Raw genomic sequence first — 26,198 nt, 5'->3', positions numbered from 1 at the left:
CCTCGCCGGCCGCCGGGCCTGGGGCCCGTGGCTCGGCCCGCCCCTCATCCTCGGCGGGTTAGTCCTGGGCGGGGCGATCGCCGCCGCTCAGCAGGTTTCGGCCAAGGTCTTCAGTGACCCCAACTTTCTCGGGACGTCCCCGGGCGGCCTGGACGCCACTCCGATCGTGGGCGTGCTCCGCTTGATCATCACCGACATCTGGCAGACCTACCTCGTCATCAGCCTGGTGACCGTGGCCCTTGGGATAGCGGTCTGGATCATGGCCACGCGACTCCGTCCGCGCCCGGCACCGGTCGGGGCTCCCCCGGCCGTTTCCGCGCCACCGTCGGCTCCCGCGGCCCCGACCACATAGCGGCAAGACCAGTTCGGCAAGAACGAAGGACCCCCGCGGCTTTCCGGCCACGGGGGTCCAACAGGGAATGGGGACTACTTTACTATCTCGTCCGTCCCAACGATGTCACCGTCTACGATCTTCCACACATGAAGGTGGAGCTTGCCGGCTCTGAATTCGGCCCTACTCACAGAGGCCGGAAGGGCCATCTCTTGGGTTGTCCCAGAGGGTAGGGGCTTCACGGAGTGCTCCCAAACGGTGCTTTGCAGGGAGACGGCCACAGTGCCCGAGTCGTCGGACCAGGTTATTCGGCCTATCGCTCCAGGAATCTTCTGTTCTATTGCCCCGTCAAACGACTTCACCATGATTCCCTCGGGGGCTGGGTCTCCATACACACTGGGAGCAGAGAGGTAGGCGATGAGGTCGCCAGAGGGAGAAACCTGAGGGTTCAAGGCTTGCCTGAGGAAGGTCTCAACCCGTTGTTCTTTGGCCAACCAGCGCATTACCGCCGGTACGGTGCCCTCAGCAACGTCGAAGTACAGTTCATCATTGAACCTCCAGGATAGCCCGTCCATGGGGTTCCCCGTGCCGGCCGGACTACACTGGTATACTTCGGTAAAGGACTTGCTGGCTAGATCGTAGGTGAGAACATTCAGGGTAACCCAGTCGGGGTTTTCCCGAGCCCCCCGGATGGCGATCTTTGTCCTGTCTGGACTCACAGAGAAGGCGAAGACTTTTGTCAGCGGGACTTGCAGGTCGGTAATGGCTCCTGTCCCTAGGTTCAAGGTGTTAAGCTTCAGATACTCCGAGGGACTATTCATGAGTGGTATGAGCGCAACTTCATCTGACAACCATTTGACCGGATTTCGGTGGATTTCAGAGCTGCTCGGGTCAAACCAGGTCGCTTGGTCCAAGGAGACCAGCGGGGCACTTCCCAGTCTGTACTGAACCCTGTAGTCCCTGTACTCCACTGGGCCAATGCGATCGCTGCCTTGTAGCACGATAGCTCCCTTTCCGGAAGGGGAAGCAAACTCCAGGCTATAGGTTGGCCCGCTATGCGTGAGGGCGGGCGCCGGGCCGGCAGCCATTGGGCCGCGATTGTATGAAGCGTCGCTGGCCAGTGCCTTCGATGAAGGTTGGCGATCCATACGAAACGACATGGCCACGACGATCAATAGCATGGCACTCACCAGCACGATGACGAAGCTACTTCGCCGCATGGCTCTTCACCCCGCTTATTGGTGGTTCAGGATCTTGTCGACCAGCGTAAACCTTTGCCCGCTATAGAACCCCACCACTTGTGACGCTGAGATATAGTTGGTGTGTGAATAAGCTACGTTGTATTCTATGTACGAGAGCCCCTTCACATCTATGCGTGGAATGTAGTAGTTTCTGCCGTAGTAGTAGTCGGTTTCGTCGGGAAACGGCTTCTGCTTAAGCGCATCCATGTATCCATAGGTGTGGGCGTACCCGGGCCAGTTGTACATGTCAGGCGACTGAACGACCGTGACACCAGAGATCACGGGCTGGTCGGCAGGAGAAGTAGACCGAAGGTAGCTTATGACTCCACCAACATTACCCTTTAGGGCCCCATTTAGGCCAGACTGGCCTGATGCTGCGGACAAAGCCAAGTGCTCCAGGGGATTTCTGACTTCATATGGGTCCATGACTTGTCGAACCTCAAAGTGTAGGTGAGGCCCATTCACCTTGCCAGTCGAGCCTGAGTAGGCAATTGGCTCGCCGGCATAAACGGGTTGATCGTGGGTGTTCTTGATATAACTGCTCAGGTGGGCGTAGAAGGTCCAATAGCTGCTTCCATACGAATCGGTATGCCTCAGCTCAAGCCAATAGCCATATCCGTTGGGATCAGAGCCCGAAGTCTCAACCCATCCTCCAGCGGACGCCACAACGGTTGAGTTCAAAGGCGCATTGAGGTCTAGACCGCGATGGCCATGTTCTGGCAGAACACTGTCGTAGCTGCCATAGAGGTATCCGCCATCGACTGCCGCAGCTACAGGTTTTTGTAGGTTTTGCACTCCGCTGATTGCATAGGCGGGCTTAGCCCAGAAGGTGACGGCCAGGGCTAGAACCCAAGTCACGATCCGAACTCGCCTTCTCCATTGAACGCTCCAGACTCGCATCTTTGATTCACCCTTCCGTCTTAGGTTTGCCGAAAACTTCATTTAGTTCTCTCTGGCATCTTGAACCATCTCCTCCACTTTATTCCTAGTCAATTCTTCGTCATCCTTCTCGCAATCCCTTGTTCTTGCTCCAGTCTTGTTCGCCATTTTCCGACAAGAAAGACTCAAAAGCAATGAGGATTCGCGACGCCGAATCCATACCGAGGCTCGCCTACCAAGATGTCATGTCACCATGCGCTCTTGGATGTTCATACCAAGCACCTCCAAGGGATTCACTTGGCCAGGATTTCCTCGGCGGCCCCGACGGTCGACCCGATCTCGACCGGATGGCCCAGTTCCTTCAGAACGAACTCGATGGCGGAAATGGTCAGGATGATGTCCGCGGGGTTCACGTGCCCCAGGTGCCCGATGCGGAGAATCTTGCCCTCCAGCTCTTTCTGGCCGCCGGCCAGGGTTACGCCGAATTTCTGGCGGAGCCGGGACCGAAAGTCATCGTCCGGGACGCCCTCGTGGGTGAAGACCGGGGTGACCCCGGTCGAGGCATCCTCGTCGCTCGCAAGGAGCTGAGGCCCCATGGCTCTGACTCCCGCCCGTGAGGCATGGGCGATCCTCCGATGATGCTCGAAGATGTCCTGAAGGCCCTCCTCCTCGATCAGCCGGAGGGACTCCCGCAAAGCATAGAGCTGTGAAACGGCGGGCGTATAGGGGTCTGGCTCGAGAGGGCCGACTTCTTGGCTTTGGCGAAGTCCCAATAGTACCTGTGCATGCGCGACGCCTTATTCGCGGCCCAGGCCCGGCCGTTCAGGCTGATCAACGCCAGCCCCGGCGGGACCATCAGCGCCTTCTGCGAGGCGGTGATGACGGGCGTCCACCCGCCAGTTGGCGGTCTGGAGATCCATGGCGCCGAGGGGCGATACCGCATCCACCAGGAGCAGCGCCGGATGGACCCCGCGACCCCGGCTTACGGCTGGATGTCATTCTCGACGCCCGTCGACGTCTCATGGTGGGTGACAAACACACCCTTGATCTTGTGTTCGCGGTCCTCGGCAAGGCGGGCCTCCACGGCCGCCGGGTCCACGGCCCGCCCCCGGGGGACGCTGATCTTCTGGACCTCGAGCCCGAAGGTCGAAGCCATCTCGGCGAAACGATCGCCGAAGACTCCGATGGATACGGCCAGGACCCTGTAGCCGGGGAGAAGAGACCACGATGGCGGCCTCCAGCCCGCCGGTCCCCGCTGAAGGGAAGATCAGGACGTCGCCTTCGGTTTGAAAGACCTTCTTGACCCCATCGGTAACCTCGAGGAAGAGGGCGGCGAACTCCTTGCCGCAGTGGTTGATCATGGGCCTTGACACTACATTGTGGGGACCAGGCTCCGGCACCTGTCGACCCGGAAAGCTCCGGCCAGAGCGGGACGTTACAAGGTCGTCGCCAAGAACCTCCGGGTCAAAGAAGCCTGGCTTGACGGGAAGCGCTACATCGTCTGCCTGAACCCCCAGGAGGCCGAACGGGACCGTAACGAACGGGCGGGCATCGTCGCTCACATCGAGGAGCAGATCGCCTCCGGAGCCAAGTCCCTCTTGAAGGGCGCCGCCCGCCGCTACGTCAGCTTCAGGGAGCAAGAGGTGAGCCTGAACCGAAAGCGGATCGCCGAGGACGCTCATTACGATGGCAAAGACCCCGCTTGAGGTCCGCCCGGTCTACCACTGGACGGACAGCCGGGTCCGGGGCCACGTGATGGTCTGCGTCCTGGCCTACCTTCTCGAACGGCTGCTCGAACACCGGCTCTCCTGGCCAAGCTGGGTCTGGAAGTGCCGACGCGGCGCAATCTTGACCCCGCCAGTGGCTAGAGCAACAAGTGAACCCCTGTCTAGCAGGGCTTTATTGTGCCGGGTGTCAAAGTCAAGGCAGAACAGATGGCCCCCGCGGCTTTCCAGCCACGGGGGCCATTTTTGCGCGCGGTGCGCCCAGGCAAACCTCCAGGCGCCTGACCGGTCAGGCGCCGGCCGCGTCCGTCGACGGCTTGCTGTCCTTGCTGCTCGACGGGGATTGGCTCGAGTCACCCCCGGCTTCACTCTTGTGGTCCGGTTTGCGGTTGTCCGTGACATAAAAGCCTGAGCCCTTGAAGATGACCGCCGACCGGCTGATCAGTTTCTTGATCGGCTTGCCGCACTTGGGGCAGGTCGACAGGACCTCGGCGGTGATCGGCTGCTCGACCTCGAAATGGCCGCACTTCGGGCATTTGTACTCATAGACTGGCATGTCTCTCAAGCCTCCCGCAGACATCGGCAAAAAGCCAGCCTAACAAAGCTGGCTGAAGTGATCCCTCATAATTTCTTATAGACCAAAGTGGGCCTGTTGTCAAGGGAGGCCCGGTGACAAATCTGCTGGATGCGGGTCGGCCCCGAGCGTGGGTCGGCGCCGACGGGCCGACGCGCCGGAGCGCCGGCCAGTGCCGGTATGCCGGCGTCTCTGCCTGAAGCCTCCCAATTGGCCCGGTCGTCAGATAACTCGGGAAGGGAATGGGCCCCGGCCGACGAAGCACTGAATGGGCGGCGCAAGAGCGGCACGTTACCTCCGCCCGGGAGGTCACGACGTGGCGACATTTCGGCACCACCTGAAGAACGGCATGACGGTGATCGTTCGGGAGGACCGACGGAACCCGGTGGCCGCTTTTTTCATGTTCTACCGCGTCGGGGCGCGGTTCGAGCGGCCGGGGGCGACCGGCGTCACCCACTGGGTCGAGCACATGATGTTCAAGGGGACGCCGCGCTTCCCCAGGGGGACGCTGGACCGGCTGGTCAGCACCAACGGTGGGGTCTGGAACGGCTTCACCACCGAGGACCTGACGGCCTTCTTCGAGACCCTCCCGGCGGATTGCGTCGAACTGGGTCTGGAGGTCGAGGCCGACCGGATGGTCAACTGCCTGTTCGGGCCGGCCGAGGTGGCCGCCGAACGTGGCGTCATCCTGGCCGAACGGGAAGGGGCGGAGAACGACCCCATCTTCTGGTTGGACGAGGCGGTGACCGCGGCGGCCTTTCGCGTCCACCCCTATCGCCTCGGGGTCATCGGGGCCAGGGAGGATCTGGTCGCCCTGACCCGGGACGAGCTCTTCGCCTACTATCAACGCCACTATGTCCCCGAGAACGCGGTCGCCGTGCTGGTCGGCGACATCGACATCGGATGGGCCGCGGCCCTTTTGGACAAGCACTTTGAGGCCATTCCGGGCGGGCCCGGTGACCGCCCGGAACCGCCGTCCGAGCCACGTCAGGACGGGGAGCGGCGCCTGACCGTGGGCCGCCCCGGACCGACCAATTACGTCCTCTTCGCCTACCATACCCCGCCGGCGGGCCACCCCCGGACCGCCGCCCTACTCGTCCTGGACGCCGTCATGAGCGGCGGGAAGAGCCCGCTGGGCTGGGGTGGCCGGACCATGGGCCGGTCTTCCCGGCTGTACCGCGCGCTGATCCAGGCCCGCCTGGCGACGACGGTCTCCACCCGGATCGGCCTCACCGCCGACCCCGGGCTGCTGACCATCCTGGCCACGGCCAGGGCCGGCGTGGGCGCCGCCGCCCTCGAACGGGTCATCGCCGTCGAGGTCGACCGACTGATGGCCGAGGAGATCTCGGCGGCGGAGTTGGACAGGGCCAAGAAGCAGGTCCGGGCACAGCTGGCCTACTCGGCCGAGGGGGTCGAGCAGCAGGCGATGAGCCTTGGCCTGACCGAGGTATTGAGTTGCCCGAGCCTGGCCGACGAGCTCCCGGAACTGGTCCTTGGGGTTACGGCGGCGGAGGTCAGGGCGGCCGCCGGGGAGTTCCTGGGCCCGGATAACCGTACCGTCGGCCGGTTCGTCCCGGACGCCGAGGGCCGGGGGGAGGGAACCCTCGGCCAGGCCGCCGCCAGCCGCGGCCGAGCTCATCGGGTCAAGGCCGGCGGGGCCTTCTTTTTCAGGACGCCGGGAGCTGGGGGCCGGACCTTGGGTCCGCGGCTACCCGGCCCGGGGACCAGCCTGCCCGGTCCAGAAACGATCGCCCGCCGGCGGCTCGCGAATGGGGTGACGGCCCTGGCCGTGACCCGCCCGGGGCTGGAATTGGCGGTCACCCGAGCGACGCTGACCATGGCTTACCCCGATGAAGCGGAAGCCCGCGCCGGCTTCCGGGCCCTGGCCGCCGAGGGGGCTTTGCATGGTAACACCCGGCGTTCTTTCGAACGGCAGAACGAGGAGACCGACGCTCTGGGCCTGTCCCTCTCGGCCTCTTCCGACCCTGACACCATCACACTATCCACCGCGTCGCTCGGCGAGGACTTCTCCAAAGCCCTGTCCTTGTTGACCGATGCTGTCCTCGCGCCGACCTTTCCCGAGGCCGAGGTCGACAAGCTCAAGGGACAGTTCCTGACCCGCCTGAGCGAGGGAGAGGCGGACTCCAGGAGGCTGGCCGCGCGGCTCTTCCACGAGACCGCCTACCCGGCGGGACACCCGTACCGGTATCCCGCCCTGGGCCACCCGTCGGACGTCGGCCGGGCCGAGGCGGTTGCCCTGCGCCGCTTCTACCGGGCCCGTCTCGTCCCGGACCGCTTGATCCTGGCCGCCGTCGGGGGGCTCGACCGTGAGGCCATGCTCGACGCGCTGGGGGAGGCCTTCGGTCGCTTCACCCCCCCGGATGCCCCGGCTCCCATGACGGCGGCGCCGGCCATCGGCCGCCCGGACCGACCGGCGGTCGTCCACCGACACCTGGCCGGCAAGTCGCAGACCGAAATCCTCCTTGGTCTCCCGACCATCTCTCGCTCGGACACCGACTACCACCCCTTCGTCCTGGCCGACCTGATTGTCGGTCGGCTCGGCCTGGGCGGCCGCCTCGGAGACGACCTCCGTGACCGGCGCGGGCTGGCCTATCGGGTCGGCAGTTCCTTCGCGCCCAGGCTCGGTCCGGCGCCATGGTCGGTCAGCGCCGGGGTCAGCCCCTCCAGCGTCGGTGCGGCCGTCATCACCATCGTCGGCCATCTGCGACGGCTGGTGAGCGAGCCCGTCGGACCAGATGAACTCGATACCGCCGTGGGTTACCTGACCGGCGTTCTCCCCCTATCCATCGAGACCGCCGAGGGCCTGGCCAAGGCATTGGTGGAAATGGAACTCTACCAGCTGGATCCTGACTACCTTCAGCTCATCCCATCGACCTATGCCGGCATCACGGCCGACCAGGTCCTGGCCGCCGTTCAGCGCCACCTCGATCCGGACCGCCACATCCTGGTGGTCGCGGGCCCCGCGGATGACGTCTAGGTGGGGCCAGAAGCCGTGACGGGAGAGTCGACGCCGCAGTCGCGACAAGAACCTTGTCGTCTGAAAATCTAGACCATTATACCTGGTCTTCGGGCTTGCTCAATTCAGCGGATGACCCTCACCCGCAGGCGCCGCCAGTTCTCGGCAACGACCAGGCCCAGCCCGGCTAGGGCCATGATCCCGAGGGAGACCGCGAACAGCTGAAACCCCAGGCCGAAGGCCCGCCAGAAGCCGCTGCCGAGGCCGAGGAGGGGGGCGAAGGCCAGCCGGCTGAAGGCCGGCCGGGCGATGATGTCGATGGCCGGAGCGGCCGGTCCGAGGAAGAGGATGGTGAAGGTGGCGGCGAAGAGGGCATGGAGGAGACGGGCGAACATGTAGGCCCCCATCCGGATATCCGTCCCCGAAAGGACGTTCATCACCTGGCCGTGGACGGATAGGCCGCTCCAGGCGATGATCGCGCTGGCCACGGCGACCTTCTGGAGGAAGGGGGCGTTGGCCACGCTGGCGGCCACCGTCCCGACGTCGATCTCGAAGAGGCCGGAGAGCATCGCCGACACCAGATCTTGGCTGATCCCGAAGAGGGTGAGGGCCGGCGAGAGGAAATGGGCGACGGCGGCGACCGCCCCGACCGCCGCGAGGACCTTGATCACCACCGAGAAGAGCATGATGAAGCCGCAGATCATCAGGAGGGTCTGGATCGACTCGGTGACCGCGTCGCCGAGCATCTTGCCAAGGGACCGGCCGTCCTCCCGGCGGGCGCGGTAGAGGGCCTTGGCCGCGCGGACCAGCATGAACCCGCCTTCGCCGGCCCGGCCCTCGGACGGGAGGGAGGTGCCTCCCGCGGCCTTGCCCGGTCCTCGCCGCTCCGCCCGCAACCCATAGAACCGATAGCACAGGCCGACGCAGAGGGCCGACAGGTAATGGGCGGCGGCCATGGCGTAGCCCAGCCGGGGCATCCCGAACATGCCCACGGCGACGGCCCCGAAGATGAACAGGGGGTCGGCCGTGTTGGTGAAGGCCAACAGCCGTTCCCCCTCGATCCGCGTGCACATCTTGTTGGCCCGGAACTTGGCGGTGATCACGGCGTCCATTGGATAGCCCGCGGCCAGGCCCATCGAGAGGACGAAGGAGCCGATCCCCGGGACGTTGAAAAGCGGCCGCATCAGGGGCTCGAAGACGACCCCCATGAAGTGGACGACGCCCATGCCGAGCATGATCTCGGAGAGGACGAAGAAGGGCAGAAGGGAAGGGAAGACGACGTTGAGGAACAGCTTGAGGCCATCGGCCGCGGCGTGGTAGCCTTCCTCGGCGTAGAAGACGAGGGTCAGGGTGAGGATCAGGGTCAATAGCCCGGCCAGGGTGGCCCCCCATGGCCTGCCGCGCACGCTGGCGCCGGCTCCGCTCCGCATGTCGGTGTCGCCTCCGTCCAGCGAAGATCGCTAGAGTATATCGGAGGGCGGGGACGGGTATGCGGAGCGGGCAGCGGGCGGGCTCGCAGCGGCCTCTTTGCCAAGCCGCCCAGCTTCATTCGTTGACTTTGGCTACTCGCGCGGTTTATTATAAGTAAGGTGCCAAAGGACTGTTTTTAGTTCGGTATATAGAAAGAGCCGCTATCATCGGCAGGACGCGAATCGGCGGGTGAAGGCGGACGAGGAGGCGTGGCTCAATGATCGGTATCTCCAAGCTCCTTTGCGGTATGGTCACCCCCGGTGACACTCTTCGCTACAATCGCGAAACGGACAAGCTCCCGGCGAACATGCTCCAGTTCGCCATGGACAAGCGGCCGGTCGTCGTCTGGACCTCGACCCGGCGCTGCAACCTTCATTGCCTCCACTGCTACGCCGACTCGGAAAACCGCGAATACCCCGATGAGATGAGCACCGTCGAGGCCCGCCGGTTCATCGATGACCTGGCCGAGTTCCGCGTGCCGGTCCTCCTCTTCTCGGGCGGCGAGCCGTTCATCCGGCCGGACCTTCTCGAGCTCGGCGTCTACGCCAAGGACAAGGGCATTCGCACGGTCATCTCGACCAACGGCACCCTGATCACTCCGGACAAGGCCCGGCAGGTCAAGGAGGCCGGCTTCTCCTATGTCGGGGTCAGCCTCGACGGAATCGGCGAGCACAACGACAAGTTCCGCGGGCACAAGGGGGCCTATCAGGCCGCCGTCGAGGGCATCCGCAACTGCCTGGCCGTCAATCAGAAGGTCGGCCTGCGGTTCACCATCACCCAACACAACTACCTCGACGTCCCGGCCGTCCTCGACCTGATCGAGAAGGAAGGCGTCCCGCGGGCCTGCTTCTATCACCTGGTCTACTCCGGCCGGGGCGAGGGTATCTCCAAGGACGACCTGCCGCACGATGACACGCGGAGGGTCATCGACCAGGTCATCGACCGCGTCCGCGACTGGTACGCCCGGGGCATCGAGAAAGACATCCTGACCGTCGACAACCACGCCGACGCCATTTACCTTTATCTCCGGCTGCTGAAGGAGGATCCGAAGCGGGCGGCCGACGCCCTGACCCTCCTGCAATTCAACGGGGGCAACAACACCGGCATTGCCATCGCCAACGTCGACAACCTCGGCTACGTTCACCCCGACCAGTTCACCACCCACCACACCTTCGGGAACGTCCGCCGGCGCAAGTTCGGGGAGATCTGGACCGACCTGTCGCAGCCCATCCTGAAAGGGTTGAAAGACCGCCGGGGTCTGCTCAAGGGCCGCTGCTCCGAATGCAAGTGGCTCGAACTCTGCAACGGCAACTTCCGGGCCCGGGCCGAAGCCGCCACCGGCGACTTCTGGGAGTCCGACCCGGCCTGCTACTTGACGGACCGGGAGATCGGGCTGGGCCGGGGTGCGGCCGCCGCGGGGGCGGACGCCGATGACTGAGGCGAAGGGCGGCCCACCGCGCCCGAACCAGCTCCGAGTGATGTTTTGGGAGCTGACCGACGGCTGCAATCTGAAGTGCCTCCATTGCCGGGCGACAGCCCAGGCGGAGCGCTCGCCCGACGAGCTGACCACAGCCGAAGCCAAGGTTCTGGTCGACCAGATCACCGAGTTCGCCAGCCCGATCCTGATCCTCACCGGCGGCGAGCCCCTCTACCGGCCCGACGTCTTCGAGATCGCCGAGTACGCCACCGGCCGCGGCCTCCGCGTGGCCCTGGCCACCAACGGCACGCTGGTCGACGACGCCGTCGCCGACCGCATCGTGGCCAGCGGAGTCAAGCGGGTCAGCATCAGCATCGATGGGGCCAACGCCAGGACCCACGACACCTTCCGGGGCCTGCCGGGAAGTTTCGAGGCCGCCCTGGCCGGCTTCGACCGGCTCAAGCGGCGGGGGATGAGCCTCCAGTTCAACACGTCCCTGGCAAAGCACAACGTCGGCGAGGTCGAGGATATCCTCAGGCTCGCCCTGGATCACGGAGCCAACGCCCTGCACATCTTCATGCTCGTCCCCGTAGGCTGCGGGCTGGAGATCGCCGACCGCCAGATGCTCCCGGCCGATGAGTACGAGCGCGTGCTCACCTGGCTCTATGAGGCTTCGCGAAAGGCCTCCATCGAGTTCAAGGCGACCTGTGCCCCCCACTACTACCGGATCATCCGCCAACGGGCCAAGGCCGAAGGACGGAAGATCACCTTCGAAAGCGACGGGATGGCCGCCATGACCAAGGGTTGCCTGGCCGGCACGGGAGTCCTCTTCGTCTCCCACACCGGGCAGGTCCAGCCCTGCGGTTACCTGCCCATCGCGGCCGGCAACGTCGAAGAGCAGACCCTTCGCCAGATCTGGGAGGGGTCGCCGGTCTTCCGGGACCTCCGCGAGACCGGCCACCTCAAGGGCAAGTGCGGCCGGTGCGAATACCGCAACGTCTGCGCCGGCTGCCGGGCTCGGGCTTATGGGGTGACCGGCGACTACCTCGACGAGGAGCCGTTCTGCCTGTACCAACCGGGGCGGGGGCAGGACCTGGATCACGGTCGGACGACCGCGGCGGGGGAGCAAGGCTGAGAAGCCCCCCTTTTCGTCGCGCGGCAGGCGGGCGGGCCGCCGACAGTCCGGTCATCATCGCCGAGACCCGGCCCATGACGAAAGGAGACGACTCGGGGTCGTCTCCTTTCGTTACTTTCGTTGCCTTCCTTGCATCGCGCTTCGCGGTCATGGCCGGGGCGACTTGTCTCTGACCCCCCGGGTCAACAGTCCGCCGACTGGTCAGGCCGCCCGGGCGACGGCCCCCTTGCTGCTCGCGTCCGGGCCGGGCGTCCCGACGCTGAAGGCCTCGATGGCCGGCCGGAACTTGAAGGTCACCCAGAGGACGATGGGCAGCAGGACGAGGGTGAAGATGGCGTAGTGGGCGATGTTGAAGAGGCTCCCACTGAGAAAGAAGGACAGGGCCCCGAAGATGACCATCAGGACCCAATTCAGGTTGATGAACAGGTTCAGGCGGGGGAGGAGGGCGGCCACCGCGCCGGACCGCTTGGCGGCCGACCGGATGGCCAGGAAGTACAGGGCGAAGGCCAGGTAGTCGGCCGCGCCCAGGAGGTTCGAAAGGACGGGCGGGGTCTCGAAGCCGCCCCAGAGGTTAACCACGCTCGGCACGCCGAGGTAGCCAAGGGGCCACAGGAAGTTGACCGAGCTGAACCAGACGACCATGTCGACCACCGCGTGAGTGACCATGCCGAGGCCGACCCCCCAGGCCAGGGGCCGCCCGGCCTGGCCGCGGGCGAGCCATAGGATGAGGGTCAGGAGGGCGATGGTGACCAGGCTGTGGCTGAACGACCGGTGCAGGGTGACGGCCGCCGGAGTGAAGAGATAGGCCAGGACCAATAAGAAGAAGTCCGTGTCCGGCAGGATATTGCCGAGGAGGAAGCCAAAAGCGAAGTCCTTCCTTGGCCGCAACGGATCAGCGCCCGTCACCGTCTGGGCCGGCGCGGTCGATCCGGTCGGGGCCGCCACCGTGGCGGCCGCCGCCGGCGTCCCGGCGACCTTGGGCCCATAGAGCCCGATGAGGCCATGAAGCCCGAGCTGGGCCACACCCATCAACTCCATTCATCAATGTTTGAGACGCCCAAGTATTCTCGCCGGGCCCCCGGTTTACCTCCAGACATGATGACGACCCTCCCGCCGGCTGACCCGCGAATGACGTCGATAGTTGTCTGAGACTGCCCTCTTGAAGAGGAGAGGGGTGGGGTGTAAGATGAAGACGGGTATTTGTTCGGACAACCGGACAATTGTGCGCACGGGCGCAACCCGGTCGGGGGTGGGGGGAAGTGCTCGACCCATACAGTCATCTGCCTCTCTACGTGCAGCTCCGGAACGCTTTGAAGAGGCGGATCGAGGTCGGCGAGTGGAAAGTGGGGTCCCAGGTTCCGACGGAGTCCGAGCTGATGACGGCCTACCGGGTCGGCCGGGCCACCGTCCGACAGGCCCTGCAGGAGTTGGTCAACCAGGGGCTCCTCTACCGTAAACAGGGAAAAGGGACCTACGTGTCGCGGCCGCGCCAGGAGGACGACATCGAGTCCTTGATCAGCTTCACGGCTGAGATGACGGCCAGGGGGGTCACCCCCAGCGCCCGAGTCCTCGGGGCTTGGGTCATCATCCCGCCGGCCGAGGTCCGCGAGCAGTTGGGGCTGAAGGACAACGAGAAGGCCCTCCGCCTCGAGCGGCTGCGCTTCGGCGACGGCGTCCCCCTTGCCTTGGAGATGGCCCACCTCAATCACGTCATGGTTGAGGGCCTCGAGAAGGAGGACCTCACCGGTTCTCTCTACCACCGCCTGGTCCACGGACACAAGCTGAGGATCACCCGCGTCCAGCAGACCATCCAGCCGGCCCTGGCCTCGGCCCGCGAGGCCGAACTGCTCGGCATCCGCCGCGGTTCGCCGGTTCTGATCATCGACCGGATCAGCTATGCTGGGGATGGGAAGCCCATCGAGGCGATGCACTTCGTCTATCGTGGCGACCTCTATCAGGTCAAGTCGGAGCTGACTCGACGGTAGTCTGGTCGGGAGGGGAAAACGTGGGGCGCTATCGGTTGGCCTTCGGGGGTCGCCGCGGGACGGGGAACCGGCCGGGGGATCCCCTTTTCGATGCCCTGGTGGCCGAACTCGAGGGGGTCGTCGGGCGGACCGACGTCGACCTGGCCGAGGCCGGACGGGTCGCCTACGCCCGCGATTTCTGGCCGCTGGCCGCGGCCTGGTTCGTCCAGGGCCGCCTGCCGTCCCTGCCGGACGTGGTCGTCTGGCCGGATAGCCCCGCCGAGGTGGCCGGGGTCCTTCGCCTGGCGGACAAACACGGGATGCCGGTGACGCCCTATGGGGCTGGTTCGGGGGTCATGGGCGGGGCCGTGGCGGTCGCTGGCGGCATCACCCTGGACCTCAAGAAGATGGACCGGATCCGCCGCCTCGACCCCCAGTCGATGGTCGTCGAGGTCGAGGCCGGCATTCTCGGCCAGACCCTCGAGAACCAGCTCAACCGGCTCGGCTTCACTTGCGGTCACGTCCCCCAATCGATGTACTGCTCGACCCTGGGCGGGTGGATCGCTTGCCGGGCGGCCGGCCAGTTCTCCACGAAGTACGGGAAGATCGAGGACGTCGTCATCGGGCTCGAGGCGGTCCTGCCCTCGGGGGAGGTCTGGCGGACGAAGGCCGTGCCTCGCGCCTCGACCGGCCCGCGCCTGGAGCAGCTCCTCCTGGGCAGCGAGGGAACGCTGGCCGTGGTTACCGCGGCGACCCTCCGGGTCTGGCCGGTCCCGGAGGTCAGGGTGATGCGGTCCTATGCGGTCCCGGGAGTGGCCGACGGATTGGCGGCGGTGCGACAGGTACTGCAGCGGGGGTTACGCCCGGCGGTCGTCAGGTTGTATGACGAGGTCGAGGCGGCGCACCACTTCGCCGACGTCCCAGCCGTAGCCGGCCGGCCGATGCTGGTCGTCCTTTGCGAGGGCGATCGCCGCCTTGCTGAGCTTGAGGCCGAGGGCTTCGCCGGGGCGGTCGGCCCCGACGCCCTGGCCACCGGGGCCGGGCCGGTTGAGCACTGGCTCGAGACTCGCTTCGACGTCAGCCTGAGCTCGTACCTGATCAGGGCCGGCGGCCTCTTCGAGACCATCGAGGTCTCGAGCCTGTGGCGGGACGCTCTCCCCCTCTATGAGGCGATGAAGCGCGCCATCCAGGCGGTCCCGGGGACGATGCTGGTCTCCGGCCACTGGTCACACGCCTATCCCGAAGGCGTCTGCCTGTACCTGACCGTGGCGGCGATGCCCGCCGGCGGGCCGGGGGCCCACGACGAATACTACAAGGCGCTCTGGGACGCGGCCATGGCGGCCTGCCTCGAGAACGGCGGGACGATCAGCCACCATCACGGGGTCGGCCTGGTCCGGGCCCGCTACCTCCCGGCCGAGCTGGGGCCTGGCTACGAGTGGCTCAAGCGGCTGAAGGCCGCGGCCGACCCGAAGGGTCTCTTGAACCCGGGCAAGATGGGGCTGGGAGAGGTGACCGGGGCCGGCGAGGACCGCGAAGCCGGCGAGGACCAAACGCCGCCCGCCACTGAGGAGCCGGGACCGGCCGGTGGTGACGGCTTCGACCTGAAGGGCGTGACTGATTGCGCCATTTGCCCGAACATGTGCCGCTTCGATTGCCCGGTGACCGCGGTCGACCAGCGCGAGGGGGTCAGCCCATCGGGCAAGATCCGGCTGGCCCATCTCCTGAAGCACGGGCGGATCGAGATGACCCCCGAGGCGGCCGGTCTCATCTCTTCCTGCCTGGGCTGCCGGGCCTGCGCCGAGCTGTGCCCGTTCGCCGGCTTCAGCGTGGCCGACAACCTGGTCGCGCTGAGGGCCGACGCCGCGGTCAAACGGGCCTTGCCGGCAGCCCTGGCTGCCTTGGGACAGGATGGCGGGCGGGGCAACCCCTACGGGCAAGACCTCGAGGCTGCGGCCACTGAGCTGACGGCGCTGGCGGCGGTCCTCGGGGCGGAGCCCGGCGGCCCGCCTGGGCGCGACGTCCTCGCCGACCCGCCCGTCCTCTTTTTCCCCGGCTGCTCGGCCATCAGGCTGAGGCCCCAGGCCGCCCAATCGGCCTTGCGACTCATGGCCCGGAGCGGCCGCCGGTGGACCTTGCTCGACCCACCTGACCTGTGCTGCGGCTACGCATACATCGCCGCGGGCCGACCGGACCTCGCCGGCCGGGCGGCCATCCGGGTGAAGGCGGCGGTGGCGGCCGCCGGCGCGGGGGCCGTCGTTACCGGCTGTCCGGAGTGTGCCGTCGCTTTGACGCGGCGCTATCAGGCTCACGGCCTGGACCTGGGAGTCCCGGTGATAACCCTGACCGCCTTTCTGAAGGACGCGCGGTTGGAGCCAAAGCCCCCGGTTGCCCACCGTCTGGCCTACCATGCCCCCTGTGTCCTGGCCCGCGAGCTCGGGCAGGCCGATGATGCCCAAGAGCTGCTCCGCCGAGCCGGCTTCGAGGTCGTCGAACCCATTGGGGCGGGCGGGCAGGCTACTCGTTGCTGTGGGGGTGGATTGTTCTACGACCGGGTCTCGCCGGAGCGGTCGCGCCTGGCCGCCGTCAAACGTCTCCAACAGCTCCGTCGGGAGGGCCAGGAGGACGGACTGCCGGTCGTCAGCGCCTGCCCGTTCTGCGAGGCTCGCCTGGGGGCGGTCGACCTGGCCGAGGTCCTCGACGGGGGCCCGGCCGCCCTCCCCGCCGGGGGCCACCGCCCATGACCGCCGACGAGGCGATGCGCCTCGACATCTTGTCCGACCTCAGGGCCTCGGATAAGCTCTGCCCGTATCGCATCGAAGTGGCCGTCGAGGACGCCACGATCGTCCTCACCGGCGAGGTCGAGACCTGGGACGAGGTCGTCGCCGCCGGGTACCTGGCGGCCAGGCGGCGCGGGGTCAGGAACGTCGTCAATGAGCTCACCGCCAAGCGGGTACCGCGGCCCGGGGCGGCCGCGGCCTCCCCCTGGCCCGCCGAGGGACCCCCTCTCCCCGGCTGGACCGACCACGCCGACGTGGTTATCATCGGCGGCGGGGTCATCGGGACGGCCATCGCCCGCGAGCTTTCGCGCTATCAGCTGGAGATCGTCCTCCTCGAGCGGTCGGCGGACGTCGCCGCCGGGGCGAGCAAGGCCAACAACGGGATGGTCCACCCGGGAGTCGACCCGGAGCCCGGGTCGCTCAAGGCCACTCTCAACGTTCGCGGCAACGCCCTCTTCGGGGCGGTCTGTGCCGACCTGGACGTCCCCTTCGTGCGAAGCGGGCTCTGCGGGGTGACTCTCACCGACCAGGACGCCGCCCTCTTGCCGTTGCTGAGGGCAAGGGCCGAGGCCAACGGCGTGCCGGGGGTCGAGGTCCTCGACCGCCAGGAGACCCTCAGGCGCGTGCCCGGGCTGACCCTGAGGGTCACCGGCGCCTTCTGGGCCCCGACGACGGCCATGACCTCACCCTACCAGTTGACCGTGGCCTACGCCGAGAACGCCGTGGCCAACGGGGTTCGCCTCTTCCTGGAGACGGCCGCCGTGGGCTTGGACATCGTGGGCGGCCGGGTTGCCGCCGTCCGCACCAACCGCGGTCCCATCGCCGCCCGGTGGGTCATCAACGCGGCCGGGGTCTACGCCGACGAGGTCTCGGCGATGACCGGACACAAGGAGTTCACCATCCACCCACGCCGCGGGGTCTTGATGGTCTTCGACCGTCAGGCCACCGACCCCGGGCCGTCCATCGGCCACTTCGGCCTGGGCATGCCCGAGCACAGCAAGGGCGGCGGGGCGATGGTCACCGTCGACGGGAACCTGGAGTTGGGCCCGGACGCCGAGGAGCTTCCCGGCCGCGACGACGTCGCCGTCACCGCCGAGGGACTGCGCTTCGTCATCGCCAAGTGGAGCGGCATCCTTCCGGGCTTTCCGCTGGACTCGGTGATCGCCTACTTCGCCGGGCTGCGGGCGGCCACCTATACCGAGGACTTCCACGTCGCTTTGTCACGCAAGGTCGGGCGGCTCATCCACGTCGCCGGCATCCAGTCCCCCGGGCTGGCCTCGGCGCCGGCGGTGGCCGAGATGGTCACCGGGCTACTCCGCTCGGACGGACTCTCACTCATCGAGCGCCACGACTGGCAGCCGGTCCGCCGCGCCCCCCCGCGGGTCGCCGGGTTGGCTCCCGAGGCCCTGGCCGAACTCGTGGCCAAGGACCCGGCCCATGGCCGTCTTGTCTGCCGGTGCGAACGGGTCAGCGAGGCCGAGATCAAGAGGGCCATCGGCGGCCCCGTCCCGGCCGGGACGATCGACGCCATCAAGCGGCGGACGCGGGCCGGCATGGGCCGGTGTCAAGGGGCCTTCTGCGGGCCGCGGGTGGCCGCCATCCTGTCCGGCGAGCTGCGGCGCCCGATCACCGAGTTGACCAAGGACGGTCCCGGCTCGTGGCTTTTTGCCGGCCGGACCAAGGCGCAAGGAGACCTGAACTCAACAACACAATGACCAAGCCAACCAACGGCGGCCGTCCGCCAGAGACCGAGAGACTCCTCGCGGCTTGGCTCGAACGAGCCGCCCGCGACCCGCTTTTCGCCGCCCGCACCCGGGGGTGGGAAGGCCGACCTGACCTTCGGCCTCGATTCAGCCACCCTGAGTGAACTGACCTCGGGCCGGCTGACCTTCTTCATCGCCCTTTGGGGGCTGGGCCGGATAACCTACGATGGCCCCTTCGGTGACGCCAACCGACTCGGCTTCATCCTGGGCGGCGATTACCGGTCGCGAAGGGTGGCCTTCGTCGCCCATTGCTGGCTCAACCTGAACACCCGTTTTGCCGGGGGAGGCTCGCACCCGGGGGCCCATCCGCCGGTGACCCAGGCGCTGGCCGAGTCGGGCGTCGGGATCATTCAGATGCCCTGCCCCGAGCAGCGCTGCTTCGGCCTGGAAAAGCACCGCTTCGGCGATCTACCGGCCGATGCGGTGAGGGCCGTCTTCAAGCGGTTGGTCGAGGGGGTCGTCGACGACCTCGCCGAATACCGCGACCTGGGGTTCGAGGTGGTCGCGGTGATCGGGATGGACCCCAGTCCGTCCTGCGGGGTGAACGCGGCCAAGGGGCGGGACGATGCTCGGACTGGATCGCGACATGTCCGAGGTCCAGGGAAGACCGGGGCTCTTCATCGAGTCGCTCGGCCGGGCGGCTGAGGAGAAGGGCGTCGCCCTACCGCCAGTCCTCGGCCTGCGGCGCGTCCTCCGGCCCGCTGACGGTGACCCGCAGGGCCTGGCCGAGGTGAGGGAGATCCTGAATCGAGGGAGAGGGGGAAGGGCATACCCTTGAACCGTGATCCGCTGAACCGCGATCCGCTGAAGCGCGATCTTCCGGAGAGCCAGGGCGACCTGGTGGTCATCGGCGGTGGACCGGCCGGCCTGGCCGCAGCCCTGGCCGCCAGGGAGAGCGGGGTGCCGCGGGTGGTTATCGTCGAACGTGACCGGGAGCTCGGCGGCATCCTCCAGCAGTGCATCCACGACGGCTTCGGCAACTTCCTCTTTCGCGAGCGGCTGACCGGCCCCGAATACGCGGCCCGGTTCATCGACCGGGTCTCCGAGGCGGGCATCGAGGTCATCATCGACGCGATGGCTTTGGAGATCATCCCGGGGGCCACTTCGGCTTCGGCCAGGCCGGTCCATCGGGTCCTATTGAGCAGCGCGGCCACCGGGCCCGTGCGACTGGCCGCGCCGACGGTCGTTCTGGCCATGGGCTGCCGTGAGCGGACCAGACCGCAACTGCTCATCCCCGGCACCCGGCCGGCGGGCATCTTCACCGCCGGAACGGTCCAGCGCTACGTGAACATCGAGGGCCTCCTGCCCGGCCGGAAGGCCGTCATCCTCGGCTCCGGCGACATCGGGCTGATCATGGCCAGGCGACTCACCCTCGAGGGAGTCGAGGTGGAGGGGGTCTATGAGATCATGCCTCACCCCGGCGGGCTGACCCGCAACGTCGTCCAGTGCCTCGAGGATTACCACATCCCGCTGCACCTGTCGCACACGATCACCTACATCCACGGGGCCAAGCGGGTCAGCGGCGTCACCGTGGCCAGGGTCGGCCATGACCGTCAGCCGGTTCCGGGGACGGAGCGCTTCATCGAGTGCGACACGGTGGTCATCTCGGCCGGGCTGATCCCCGAGAACGAGCTGTCGCGAGGGGCCGGCGTCGAGCTGGACCAGCTGACCCGCGGGCCGGTCGTCGACGACCGCCTGGAGACCACCGTCTCCGGGCTGTTTGCCTGCGGCAACGTCGTCCACGTCCATGACCTCGTCGACTACGTTTCAATGGGCGGGACCATCGCCGGCCGGGGGGTGGCCGAGTACCTGGCCGAATCGCCGGCCGTGACCGAGTCCCCGTCGCCGGCCGGCTCTCCGCCGGCGCCCGCCGACGGCTTCATCCCCGTCCAGACAGGCCGGAACGCCGCTTACGTCGTCCCTCAGCGAGTCCACCTGAGTCGCGCGGCGGCCCGGCCCGAGGACCGTCCGGTCCAGTTCTTCCTGCGGGTCAGGGAGCCGGGCCTGAACGCCGACGTGACCATTGTCGGGGAGACGGCCGCCGGCCGCCGGGTCAGCCTGGCCCACCGGCGGGAGCGGGCCGTCAGGCCTCCGGAAATGATCGCCATCAAGGTCAGACCAACGGCCCTGGCCGCCGCGGGCGAGCCGCTTCGGGTGATCAGGGCCGAGGTCAGAGTCGAGGGGGGCCATGGCGATGACCGCTGAAGGGACCCCGGCCGAACGCGGCCGCCTGGTCTGCATCCTCTGTCCGGCCGGTTGCGAGCTGGCCATCACCGGACGCGGGCCCGAGCTTCAGGCGACCGGCGGCCGCTGCCCCAAGGGGCGCGGCTACGCGGTCAAGGAGACCTCGGAGCCCACCCGGACGTTGACGACGACCGTGCGCGTGGAGGGAGCCGTGCCCGATCGGCTGCCGGTCAAGACGGCCGGCGAGATTCCCAGGGAGGCCGTCCGCCGAGCCGTTCGGGCCCTGGACGCCGTCGTCGTCCGGGCCCCCGTTCGCCGGGGGCAGGTGGTCGTGACCGATCTAATCGGCCTCGGCGTCGCCGTGGTCGCCACCCGCGACCTGCCCTCGCCGGCGGCGGCGAGTTGGAGCCGTCCGCCGAGGACAAGCTAGGGCCGAGGTGAACGGCGTTGACGACGGTCAACTGCACAGTGGAGTGCATCTTCCAGGAAGATGGACTGTGCGCCCTGGACGAGATTCAGGTCGTCCAGGACGGGGACCGGGCCGACTGCGCCTCCTACATCTCTCCGGAGCGGGTCGAGGACGACGAGCAGAAGATGGACACGCGCCGCCCCGCGGAGCCGGGCTCCTGCGTCGACGTCCATCCCTTCTGGGTTTGAGACGCCGGTCGGTCGAGATCCAGCGCCTCCCAGCCCGTGCCACGAAGGAAGGCCAAGGCCGGTCGCCCTCGCGACCGGCCTTTTTCCGCCGGGGAGGAAAGCCGCCCTCGGCCGAGAATAGTGAGGGAATCACCTGGCGGCGACAACGGTCGCCGCGCCTGGCTTCAGGGAGGGTTCGCACTGGTCGGTACCATCGTCAACAGCATCGTCGTCATCATCGGAGCGGTCTTCGGAATCCTCTTCCGGCGGGCTCTTCCCGAGAAGGTCAAAGAGACCGTCATCTCGGCCCTCGGGTTGGGGACCGTGGTCATCGGCCTATCGATGGCCCTCAAGACCCAGAACATCCTGGTCGTCCTGGTCAGCCTGGTCGTCGGCGGGACCGTCGGCGAGTTGCTCGACCTTGATGGCGGGCTCCAGCGTCTGGGCAAGACCCTCGAGCGATGGGTGGGCGCCGGCGGGGGCGACTTCGCTCGCGGCTTCGTCGCCACCAGCCTTCTCTACTGCGTCGGCTCGATGGCCATCCTCGGGGCGATCGAGGACGGATTGCGTGGGGACCACAGCATCCTTTTCGCCAAGTCGGTCCTCGACGGCATCTCGGCGGTCATCTTCGCCTCGGCCATGGGCATCGGGGTGGCCTTCTCATCGATCTCGGTCTTCATCTATCAGGGCTCCATCGCCCTCCTGGCCCGCTGGGCGGCGCCGCTCCTTCCGGGGCCGATCATCACCGAGATGTCGGCCACCGGCGGGATCATCATCATCGCCATCGGCCTCGGCCTCCTGGAGGTCAAGAGGGTCAGGGTGGCGAACCTCCTGCCGGCCTTGTTCATCGCCGTCGGGTTGGCCTGGGCGGCGGCCCTGCTCTGATCACGGCGCTAAGTGCTTCCCCCATAACTCCGGATGATCGCCCCGGCCTCGTCGACGAGGCCGGGCATTTCCTTCTCCGGGGCCTCGATGACCACCGTGATCACGTAGCGGCTCCCGGGGAAAGGGTCGTAGCTTCCGGGGCCGAGAAAAGGGTCGGACTCAACGGCCATGCCGCTCACGGCGGTGCTGGCGATCAGCCCGGCCCGGGCGACCCTATCACTTTCGCCGGTGAAAGTAGCGGGGTATCCCGCGTTGTCCTTATCGCCGGAGGGCATCGTCGGGTGTTGGGTCAGACGGTCCACCCGGAGAGTCTTGAAGCCTGCTTCCCGAAGAGCTTCGGCCGCGCGGTGAACCACGAGCGGGTCGTCGAACCCGGCAATGATCTCGCGATAGCCGCCCCTGCCTGCCTTATTTATCCTCGTGTCGCTCCCCGCGTCGGACATCCGCGATCCCTCCAATGGCACAATCTGTCGGATTGAGTCGACAATTTAGCGAACTTGGCCGGGAGGACAAGTCAGTCCAGAAACGAAGTATGTTGAACACTGATAGCGGTAACCAGTTCATGGTTGGGTGGTTCGGCTTCGAGGCCGGAACAACTGGGGAGGCGCGTGGCTTGGACGCTCGTCCGCCATCGTGGGTCACCCTCAGGCCCGGAGATCACCTGGTCGCGCTGTACCGCGAAGTCACGGAGAAGAGCCGGATCCTCGAGGTTATCGCCCAGGTCACCCAGGCGGCCGACCAAGTCGCTATCTACGTAGGCGGTCAGTTGCCGGGGCTGGAGCTCAGCCCCGATGAGTACTTGACCGCCGAGGGCTCATTTAGTCTCTCCGGGCTGAGGGAATCACTAAACCGCCGGCGGTCGGCCGCCGGTACGCCGGCCGGCGATCCCACTTGGCTCGTCGTCGACGCCGTCGCCTTGGCGAGCGGCCCGAGCGGCTGTGCTTGCCCCGAGGCCGCGGCTCTCCTGGCCTGGGAGGAAGCGGCCGCCGTCCTTCTGGCGGAGACTCCCATGATCATCGTCTGTCTCTATGATCGGGCGCGGGTCGACGAGGAGTCGGCCGTTCGCGCCTTTTGTCGTCATCAATACTTTCTCGAGGGGGACAGGCTCGCCGCCAACCCGATTTTCCTCGGTTCACCCAAAGCCTTCCAGCGCCCGCCGGCTGATCCGGATCCGGCGTCCAGGCCCACGGCCGAACCCGACCGCCATTCCGAACTGCTCGAGACCTTCCGGCGGATCGGCGACGCGGCCCTCTCCCTGCCACCCGAGGAGCTCCTGGATATCGCCCTCGACGCGATGATGGACATCCTGCGGGTCGATGTCGGGTTCATCCGGGCCGTTGATCCGCAGTCATCGCCCATGCCCATCCTGGCCCATCGGGGGATCAAGCCGGAGACCCTGGCTCTGGCCGCGGAGACCGGCATCGGCCGGAACATCTCCGGGACGGTATCCGCCGGCGGGGAAGGGATCCTGGCGGGGCACGCGGCCACCGACCCCCGGGCGGTCAAGGCCGTCGCCGATGGCGAGGGTCTGTCTTCAGCGATGAGCCTGCCTCTGAAAGTGGGACGGAGGGTCATCGGGGTCCTCAGCCTGGCCGCCAAGGGCGGCCGCGTCTTCACCGAGGACGAGTTTCGGCTGGCCCGTTCGGTCACCTCGGCCTTCAGCCATTTCCTTTTGCAGGCCGTCCTATACGGGGAAGCGACCGGTCAGGCCAAGCGGATGGCCGCCACGGCCCGCCTGACCACCGCCGCCAGCCTACCGACCGACCTGAGCACGGCCGAATCCATCGCCCGCGAGGGAGCCGTGGTCTTCCAGGGCGACTCCTGCGCCTGCCTGGTCTTCACCGACGGGTGGACGGCTGATGAGGGCGAACCGTTCATCTTCGCCACCCATGGCTCCGAGGAGGACCTCGGGCTCACCGAGGATGCCTCGACCGGGGTCCTCGGCAGCCCGGCCGCCCTCGTCGGGGGGGCTCTTCGGGCCGGCCAGGTGACGATGCGGGCCAACCGCTGGGGCCCGAAACGGGTCCTCATCGTCCCCCTGGTTCACGGAGGGTTGGTCCTTGGGGCGATAATCGTCGGCCGTGGTCCCGGGGCCCCTCCCTTCACGTCCAGGCACATCGGTCGGGCCTCGTCGGTCGGGAGCAACGTCGCGATCGCCCTCCTCAACCAACGCCTGGCCACCGCCAGATCGAGACAGACCGAAGACGCCAGGCTGGCCAGTCGGATCGGTAATCGCGTCGCCGGCCTCCTCGAGGTCAAGGAGGCGCTGACCGAAACGGCCAGGTTGGTGGCAGAAATGGTCGGGGAGGCCAAGGTCGACATCTGGCTCCAGGACCCGGATGGCCAGCTCAGAGTGGCGGCGAGCCACGATGCGGCGGTCGAGTCGCCCGGCGAAGAGGGCGGGGGAGGGGGCCGCGTCGAAGACGGGCCGCGGCGGCTGATGGTCGAACAGACCATGAGCAGCGGCCAGTCGACGCACGAGAATCGCCGGTTCAAGGCCCGGACCGATGGCTCCGGCGGGGAAGGGGAGAGGCCGAGGCTCGGTCGGGTGCCGCCATCCTTTGAAAGCCGCGTCTGCGTGCCCCTCAAGCTCGGCGGACCGGCGATCGGCGTGCTCGAGCTGCGGGCCATGGGTCCCCGGTCGTTCGACCCCGATCGCATCCCCGCCCTCGAATCCATCGCCGAGCACCTGGTGGCAACGATTAGGAACGGGCTGCTCTTCGAGGAGGTCAACCGGTCCAGGCGCCAGCTGGAACTGATCATGGCCAACATGGGCGAGCCGCTGGTGGTCATGGAGCCCGGCGGGGTGATCAGCTTCATGAACGCGGCCGCGCTCAAGGTGCTCGGGGAGCACACCGGACGACGCTGTCACGAGCTGATGGTCGGGCGTCATGACCCGTGTCCCGATTGCCCGCTGCCCTGGGACTCCTCGGACAACTGGACCTACCGCTACATCCGCGAGTCGGCGACCGGGCGGATCCGTGACGTGGTAGCCTCCAGCCTGCCGACGGACGATGGCCCGGCCGTGGTGGCCATCATCAGGGACATCACTGAAGAGCGCTTGATGCACGATTACCTGGCCAAACACGAACTGATGTCGGCGATGGGCGAGATGGCCAGCGGGGTCGCCCACAACTTCAACAACATCCTCACCGGCATCTTGGGGACCGTCGACGACCTCAAGCGACAGCCCACGCTGGAGAAGATGTATCCGGCGATGATGGTCATCGAGCGGGCGGCCATCGACGGGACCGACCTGATCAGAAGGCTGCAGGCCTCCAGCCGCACCAGCGAGGAGCCGGGTCAGGTCATCGACCTGCGGACGGTGATCCAGGACGCGGTCCACGTCACCAGGCCGCGCTGGAAGAGCCAGGCCGAGCGGGCCGGGCGGGCCATCGAGGTCGAGGCCAGGGCAGCCAAAGGGCTGACCGTTCGCGGCCAGCCGGCCGAGCTCCGTCAGGTGTTCATCAATCTCATCCTCAACGCCATCGACGCCCTGCCCGACGGCGGGCGGATCGAGATCGTGGCGGCGGCCGCGGACGGCACGGTCGAAGCCAGGGTCAGTGACGACGGCATCGGCATGACCAAAGAGGTCATGGCCAAGCTCTTCCAACCATTCTTCACGACCAAGGGGCAGAAGGGCAGCGGCCTTGGCCTTTCAACGGTCTATAACATCCTCAGGAATCACGGCGGGGGGATCACGGTCGATTCCGCCCCCGGCATCGGAACGACCTTCACCGTCACCCTGCCGCTGTGCGAGCCGACTGAGGAAGCCGCCGACGAGGTAGGCCCGACGGCTCTGGACGAACGGGGAGAACCGGGCCAGGTGCTCATCGTCGATGACGACCTCCTGGTCCTCGAGGTCCTGGCCAGCCTGGTGGCCGCCGGGGGACACCAGGTGAAGACGGCCAATCGCGGCGCCGATGCCCTTCAGATGCTGGCGGAAGTGCCCTTTGACGTGATCGTCACCGACCTCGGGATGCCCGAGATGTCCGGCTGGCAGGTCGCCGAGGGGGCCAGGAAGCTGCGCCCACAGACGGGCATCGTCCTCCTCACCGGGTGGGGGGCCAACCTCGGGGACGACGAAAACCGGAGAGCCCTGGTCGACTTGGTCCTGGCCAAACCGGTGCGGGTGGACGAACTGCTGGCCGCGGTGGCTCGGGTCAGGCGGATGAGGCTCAACCCGCGGGCCAATGAGCAGCCAGCCTAGACCGGCTTGGCCCATCGGCTGAGGATCCCCC

Annotated in this window: 22 protein-coding genes; 15 read left to right on the top strand and 7 right to left on the bottom strand. The window is 67.1% G+C overall.

Features of this window, described 5'->3' with window-relative positions; translation table 11 throughout:
- The coding region (locus VGL40_10410; protein ID HEY3315670.1) for a hypothetical protein at nucleotides 1-352 on the top strand (352 nt) is incomplete at its 5' end.
- A 74-nt stretch (nucleotides 353-426) separates the two neighbouring features.
- Here the strand turns inward: VGL40_10410 and VGL40_10405 are convergent.
- The 3 genes from VGL40_10405 to VGL40_10395 all read right to left on the bottom strand — a co-directional run bounded on the left by VGL40_10405 (nucleotide 427) and on the right by VGL40_10395 (nucleotide 3,146).
- The gene (locus VGL40_10405; GenBank protein HEY3315669.1) at nucleotides 427-1,332 is read right to left on the bottom strand and encodes a hypothetical protein; all 906 of its coding nucleotides are present in this window, start codon (nucleotides 1,330-1,332) and stop codon (nucleotides 427-429) included.
- Nucleotides 1,333-1,566: 234 nt separating this feature from the next.
- On the bottom strand, nucleotides 1,567-2,430 hold the full coding sequence (locus VGL40_10400; protein ID HEY3315668.1) for a M23 family metallopeptidase: 864 nt from the start codon (nucleotides 2,428-2,430) through the stop codon (nucleotides 1,567-1,569).
- A 314-nt stretch (nucleotides 2,431-2,744) separates the two neighbouring features.
- Entirely contained in the window at nucleotides 2,745-3,146 is a 402-nt protein-coding gene (locus VGL40_10395; protein ID HEY3315667.1) for a hypothetical protein, read from the bottom strand.
- Between the two features lie 90 nt (nucleotides 3,147-3,236).
- Between VGL40_10395 and VGL40_10390 the strand changes: the two genes are divergently transcribed.
- Both VGL40_10390 and VGL40_10385 read left to right on the top strand, forming a co-directional pair.
- Nucleotides 3,237-3,659 carry a hypothetical protein gene (locus tag VGL40_10390; protein HEY3315666.1) on the top strand — a complete coding sequence of 141 codons (423 nt, stop codon included), beginning with the start codon at nucleotides 3,237-3,239 and terminating at the stop codon, nucleotides 3,657-3,659.
- 171 nt (nucleotides 3,660-3,830) lie between these two features.
- Complete coding sequence (locus VGL40_10385; protein ID HEY3315665.1) at nucleotides 3,831-4,157, top strand: hypothetical protein; 327 nt, start codon at nucleotides 3,831-3,833, stop codon at nucleotides 4,155-4,157.
- Nucleotides 4,158-4,464: 307 nt separating this feature from the next.
- Here the strand turns inward: VGL40_10385 and VGL40_10380 are convergent, their stop codons facing one another.
- Nucleotides 4,465-4,731 (bottom strand): FmdB family zinc ribbon protein, encoded by a 267-nt coding sequence (locus VGL40_10380; protein HEY3315664.1) that lies wholly within the window; start codon nucleotides 4,729-4,731, stop codon nucleotides 4,465-4,467.
- A gap of 334 nt (nucleotides 4,732-5,065) precedes the next feature.
- Here VGL40_10380 and VGL40_10375 point away from each other — a divergent pair, with 334 nt between their 5' ends.
- Nucleotides 5,066-7,747, top strand: coding sequence for a pitrilysin family protein (locus tag VGL40_10375; GenBank protein ID HEY3315663.1), 2,682 nt, complete (start codon nucleotides 5,066-5,068; stop codon nucleotides 7,745-7,747).
- Between the two features lie 104 nt (nucleotides 7,748-7,851).
- Here VGL40_10375 and ylbJ read toward each other — a convergent pair whose 3' ends face one another.
- Entirely contained in the window at nucleotides 7,852-9,156 is a 1,305-nt protein-coding gene (gene ylbJ / locus VGL40_10370; protein ID HEY3315662.1) for a sporulation integral membrane protein YlbJ, read from the bottom strand.
- 257 nt (nucleotides 9,157-9,413) lie between these two features.
- Between ylbJ and VGL40_10365 the strand changes: the two genes are divergently transcribed.
- Both VGL40_10365 and ahbD read left to right on the top strand, forming a co-directional pair.
- Complete coding sequence (locus VGL40_10365; protein ID HEY3315661.1) at nucleotides 9,414-10,634, top strand: radical SAM protein; 1,221 nt, start codon at nucleotides 9,414-9,416, stop codon at nucleotides 10,632-10,634.
- Nucleotides 10,627-11,748 (top strand): heme b synthase, encoded by a 1,122-nt coding sequence (gene ahbD, locus VGL40_10360; protein HEY3315660.1) that lies wholly within the window; start codon nucleotides 10,627-10,629, stop codon nucleotides 11,746-11,748. Before VGL40_10365 ends, ahbD begins: the two co-directional genes overlap by 8 nt.
- 201 nt (nucleotides 11,749-11,949) lie before the next feature.
- Here ahbD and VGL40_10355 read toward each other — a convergent pair whose 3' ends face one another.
- On the bottom strand, nucleotides 11,950-12,771 hold the full coding sequence (locus VGL40_10355) for a metal-dependent hydrolase (GenBank protein ID HEY3315659.1): 822 nt from the start codon (nucleotides 12,769-12,771) through the stop codon (nucleotides 11,950-11,952).
- Nucleotides 12,772-13,007: 236 nt separating this feature from the next.
- Here VGL40_10355 and VGL40_10350 point away from each other — a divergent pair, with 236 nt between their 5' ends.
- From VGL40_10350 to VGL40_10315, 8 genes are all read left to right on the top strand, one after another.
- Entirely contained in the window at nucleotides 13,008-13,733 is a 726-nt protein-coding gene (locus VGL40_10350; protein HEY3315658.1) for a GntR family transcriptional regulator, read from the top strand.
- Nucleotides 13,734-13,753: 20 nt separating this feature from the next.
- Nucleotides 13,754-16,453, top strand: coding sequence for an FAD-binding and (Fe-S)-binding domain-containing protein (locus tag VGL40_10345; protein ID HEY3315657.1), 2,700 nt, complete (start codon nucleotides 13,754-13,756; stop codon nucleotides 16,451-16,453).
- Nucleotides 16,450-18,204: an FAD-dependent oxidoreductase gene (locus VGL40_10340; GenBank protein ID HEY3315656.1), complete on the top strand. Its 1,755-nt coding sequence runs from the start codon at nucleotides 16,450-16,452 to the stop codon at nucleotides 18,202-18,204. The genes VGL40_10345 and VGL40_10340 overlap by 4 nt, the downstream gene beginning before the upstream one ends.
- A gap of 279 nt (nucleotides 18,205-18,483) precedes the next feature.
- Complete coding sequence (locus tag VGL40_10335; protein HEY3315655.1) at nucleotides 18,484-18,897, top strand: hypothetical protein; 414 nt, start codon at nucleotides 18,484-18,486, stop codon at nucleotides 18,895-18,897.
- Between the two features lie 129 nt (nucleotides 18,898-19,026).
- Complete coding sequence (locus VGL40_10330; GenBank protein HEY3315654.1) at nucleotides 19,027-20,457, top strand: FAD-dependent oxidoreductase; 1,431 nt, start codon at nucleotides 19,027-19,029, stop codon at nucleotides 20,455-20,457.
- Nucleotides 20,447-20,866: a DUF1667 domain-containing protein gene (locus VGL40_10325; protein HEY3315653.1), complete on the top strand. Its 420-nt coding sequence runs from the start codon at nucleotides 20,447-20,449 to the stop codon at nucleotides 20,864-20,866. Before VGL40_10330 ends, VGL40_10325 begins: the two co-directional genes overlap by 11 nt.
- A gap of 17 nt (nucleotides 20,867-20,883) precedes the next feature.
- The gene (locus VGL40_10320; protein HEY3315652.1) at nucleotides 20,884-21,093 is read left to right on the top strand and encodes a DUF1540 domain-containing protein; all 210 of its coding nucleotides are present in this window, start codon (nucleotides 20,884-20,886) and stop codon (nucleotides 21,091-21,093) included.
- 120 nt (nucleotides 21,094-21,213) lie between these two features.
- Nucleotides 21,214-21,957, top strand: coding sequence for a DUF554 domain-containing protein (locus VGL40_10315; GenBank protein HEY3315651.1), 744 nt, complete (start codon nucleotides 21,214-21,216; stop codon nucleotides 21,955-21,957).
- Nucleotides 21,958-21,965: 8 nt separating this feature from the next.
- Here VGL40_10315 and VGL40_10310 read toward each other — a convergent pair whose 3' ends face one another.
- Entirely contained in the window at nucleotides 21,966-22,400 is a 435-nt protein-coding gene (locus VGL40_10310; GenBank protein HEY3315650.1) for a hypothetical protein, read from the bottom strand.
- 170 nt (nucleotides 22,401-22,570) lie between these two features.
- Here VGL40_10310 and VGL40_10305 point away from each other — a divergent pair, with 170 nt between their 5' ends.
- The gene (locus tag VGL40_10305; protein HEY3315649.1) at nucleotides 22,571-26,167 is read left to right on the top strand and encodes a GAF domain-containing protein; all 3,597 of its coding nucleotides are present in this window, start codon (nucleotides 22,571-22,573) and stop codon (nucleotides 26,165-26,167) included.
- The last annotated feature ends 31 nt before the right edge of the window (nucleotides 26,168-26,198 follow it).

The sequence above is a fragment of the Bacillota bacterium genome (assembly GCA_036504675.1).
Lineage (GTDB): Bacteria > Bacillota > Sulfobacillia > JAJYWN01 > JAJZPE01 > DASXUT01.
The sequence above is the reverse complement of the archived record's forward strand: the minus strand, read 5'-3'. Positions and strand labels throughout refer to the sequence as shown.

Bases quoted from the DNA above. Each gene is read 5' to 3' on its own strand.
- ahbD (HEY3315660.1), top strand. From the start codon at position 10,627: ATGACTGAGGCGAAGGGCGGCCCACCGCGCCCGAACCAGCTCCGAGTG.
- VGL40_10340 (HEY3315656.1), top strand. From the start codon at position 16,450: ATGACCGCCGACGAGGCGATGCGCCTCGACATCTTGTCCGACCTCAGG.
- VGL40_10365 (HEY3315661.1), top strand. From the start codon at position 9,414: ATGATCGGTATCTCCAAGCTCCTTTGCGGTATGGTCACCCCCGGTGAC.
- ylbJ (HEY3315662.1), bottom strand. From the start codon at position 9,156: ATGCGGAGCGGAGCCGGCGCCAGCGTGCGCGGCAGGCCATGGGGGGCC.
- VGL40_10380 (HEY3315664.1), bottom strand. From the start codon at position 4,731: ATGCCAGTCTATGAGTACAAATGCCCGAAGTGCGGCCATTTCGAGGTC.
- VGL40_10310 (HEY3315650.1), bottom strand. From the start codon at position 22,400: ATGTCCGACGCGGGGAGCGACACGAGGATAAATAAGGCAGGCAGGGGC.
- VGL40_10325 (HEY3315653.1), top strand. From the start codon at position 20,447: ATGACCGCTGAAGGGACCCCGGCCGAACGCGGCCGCCTGGTCTGCATC.
- VGL40_10390 (HEY3315666.1), top strand. From the start codon at position 3,237: ATGCGCGACGCCTTATTCGCGGCCCAGGCCCGGCCGTTCAGGCTGATC.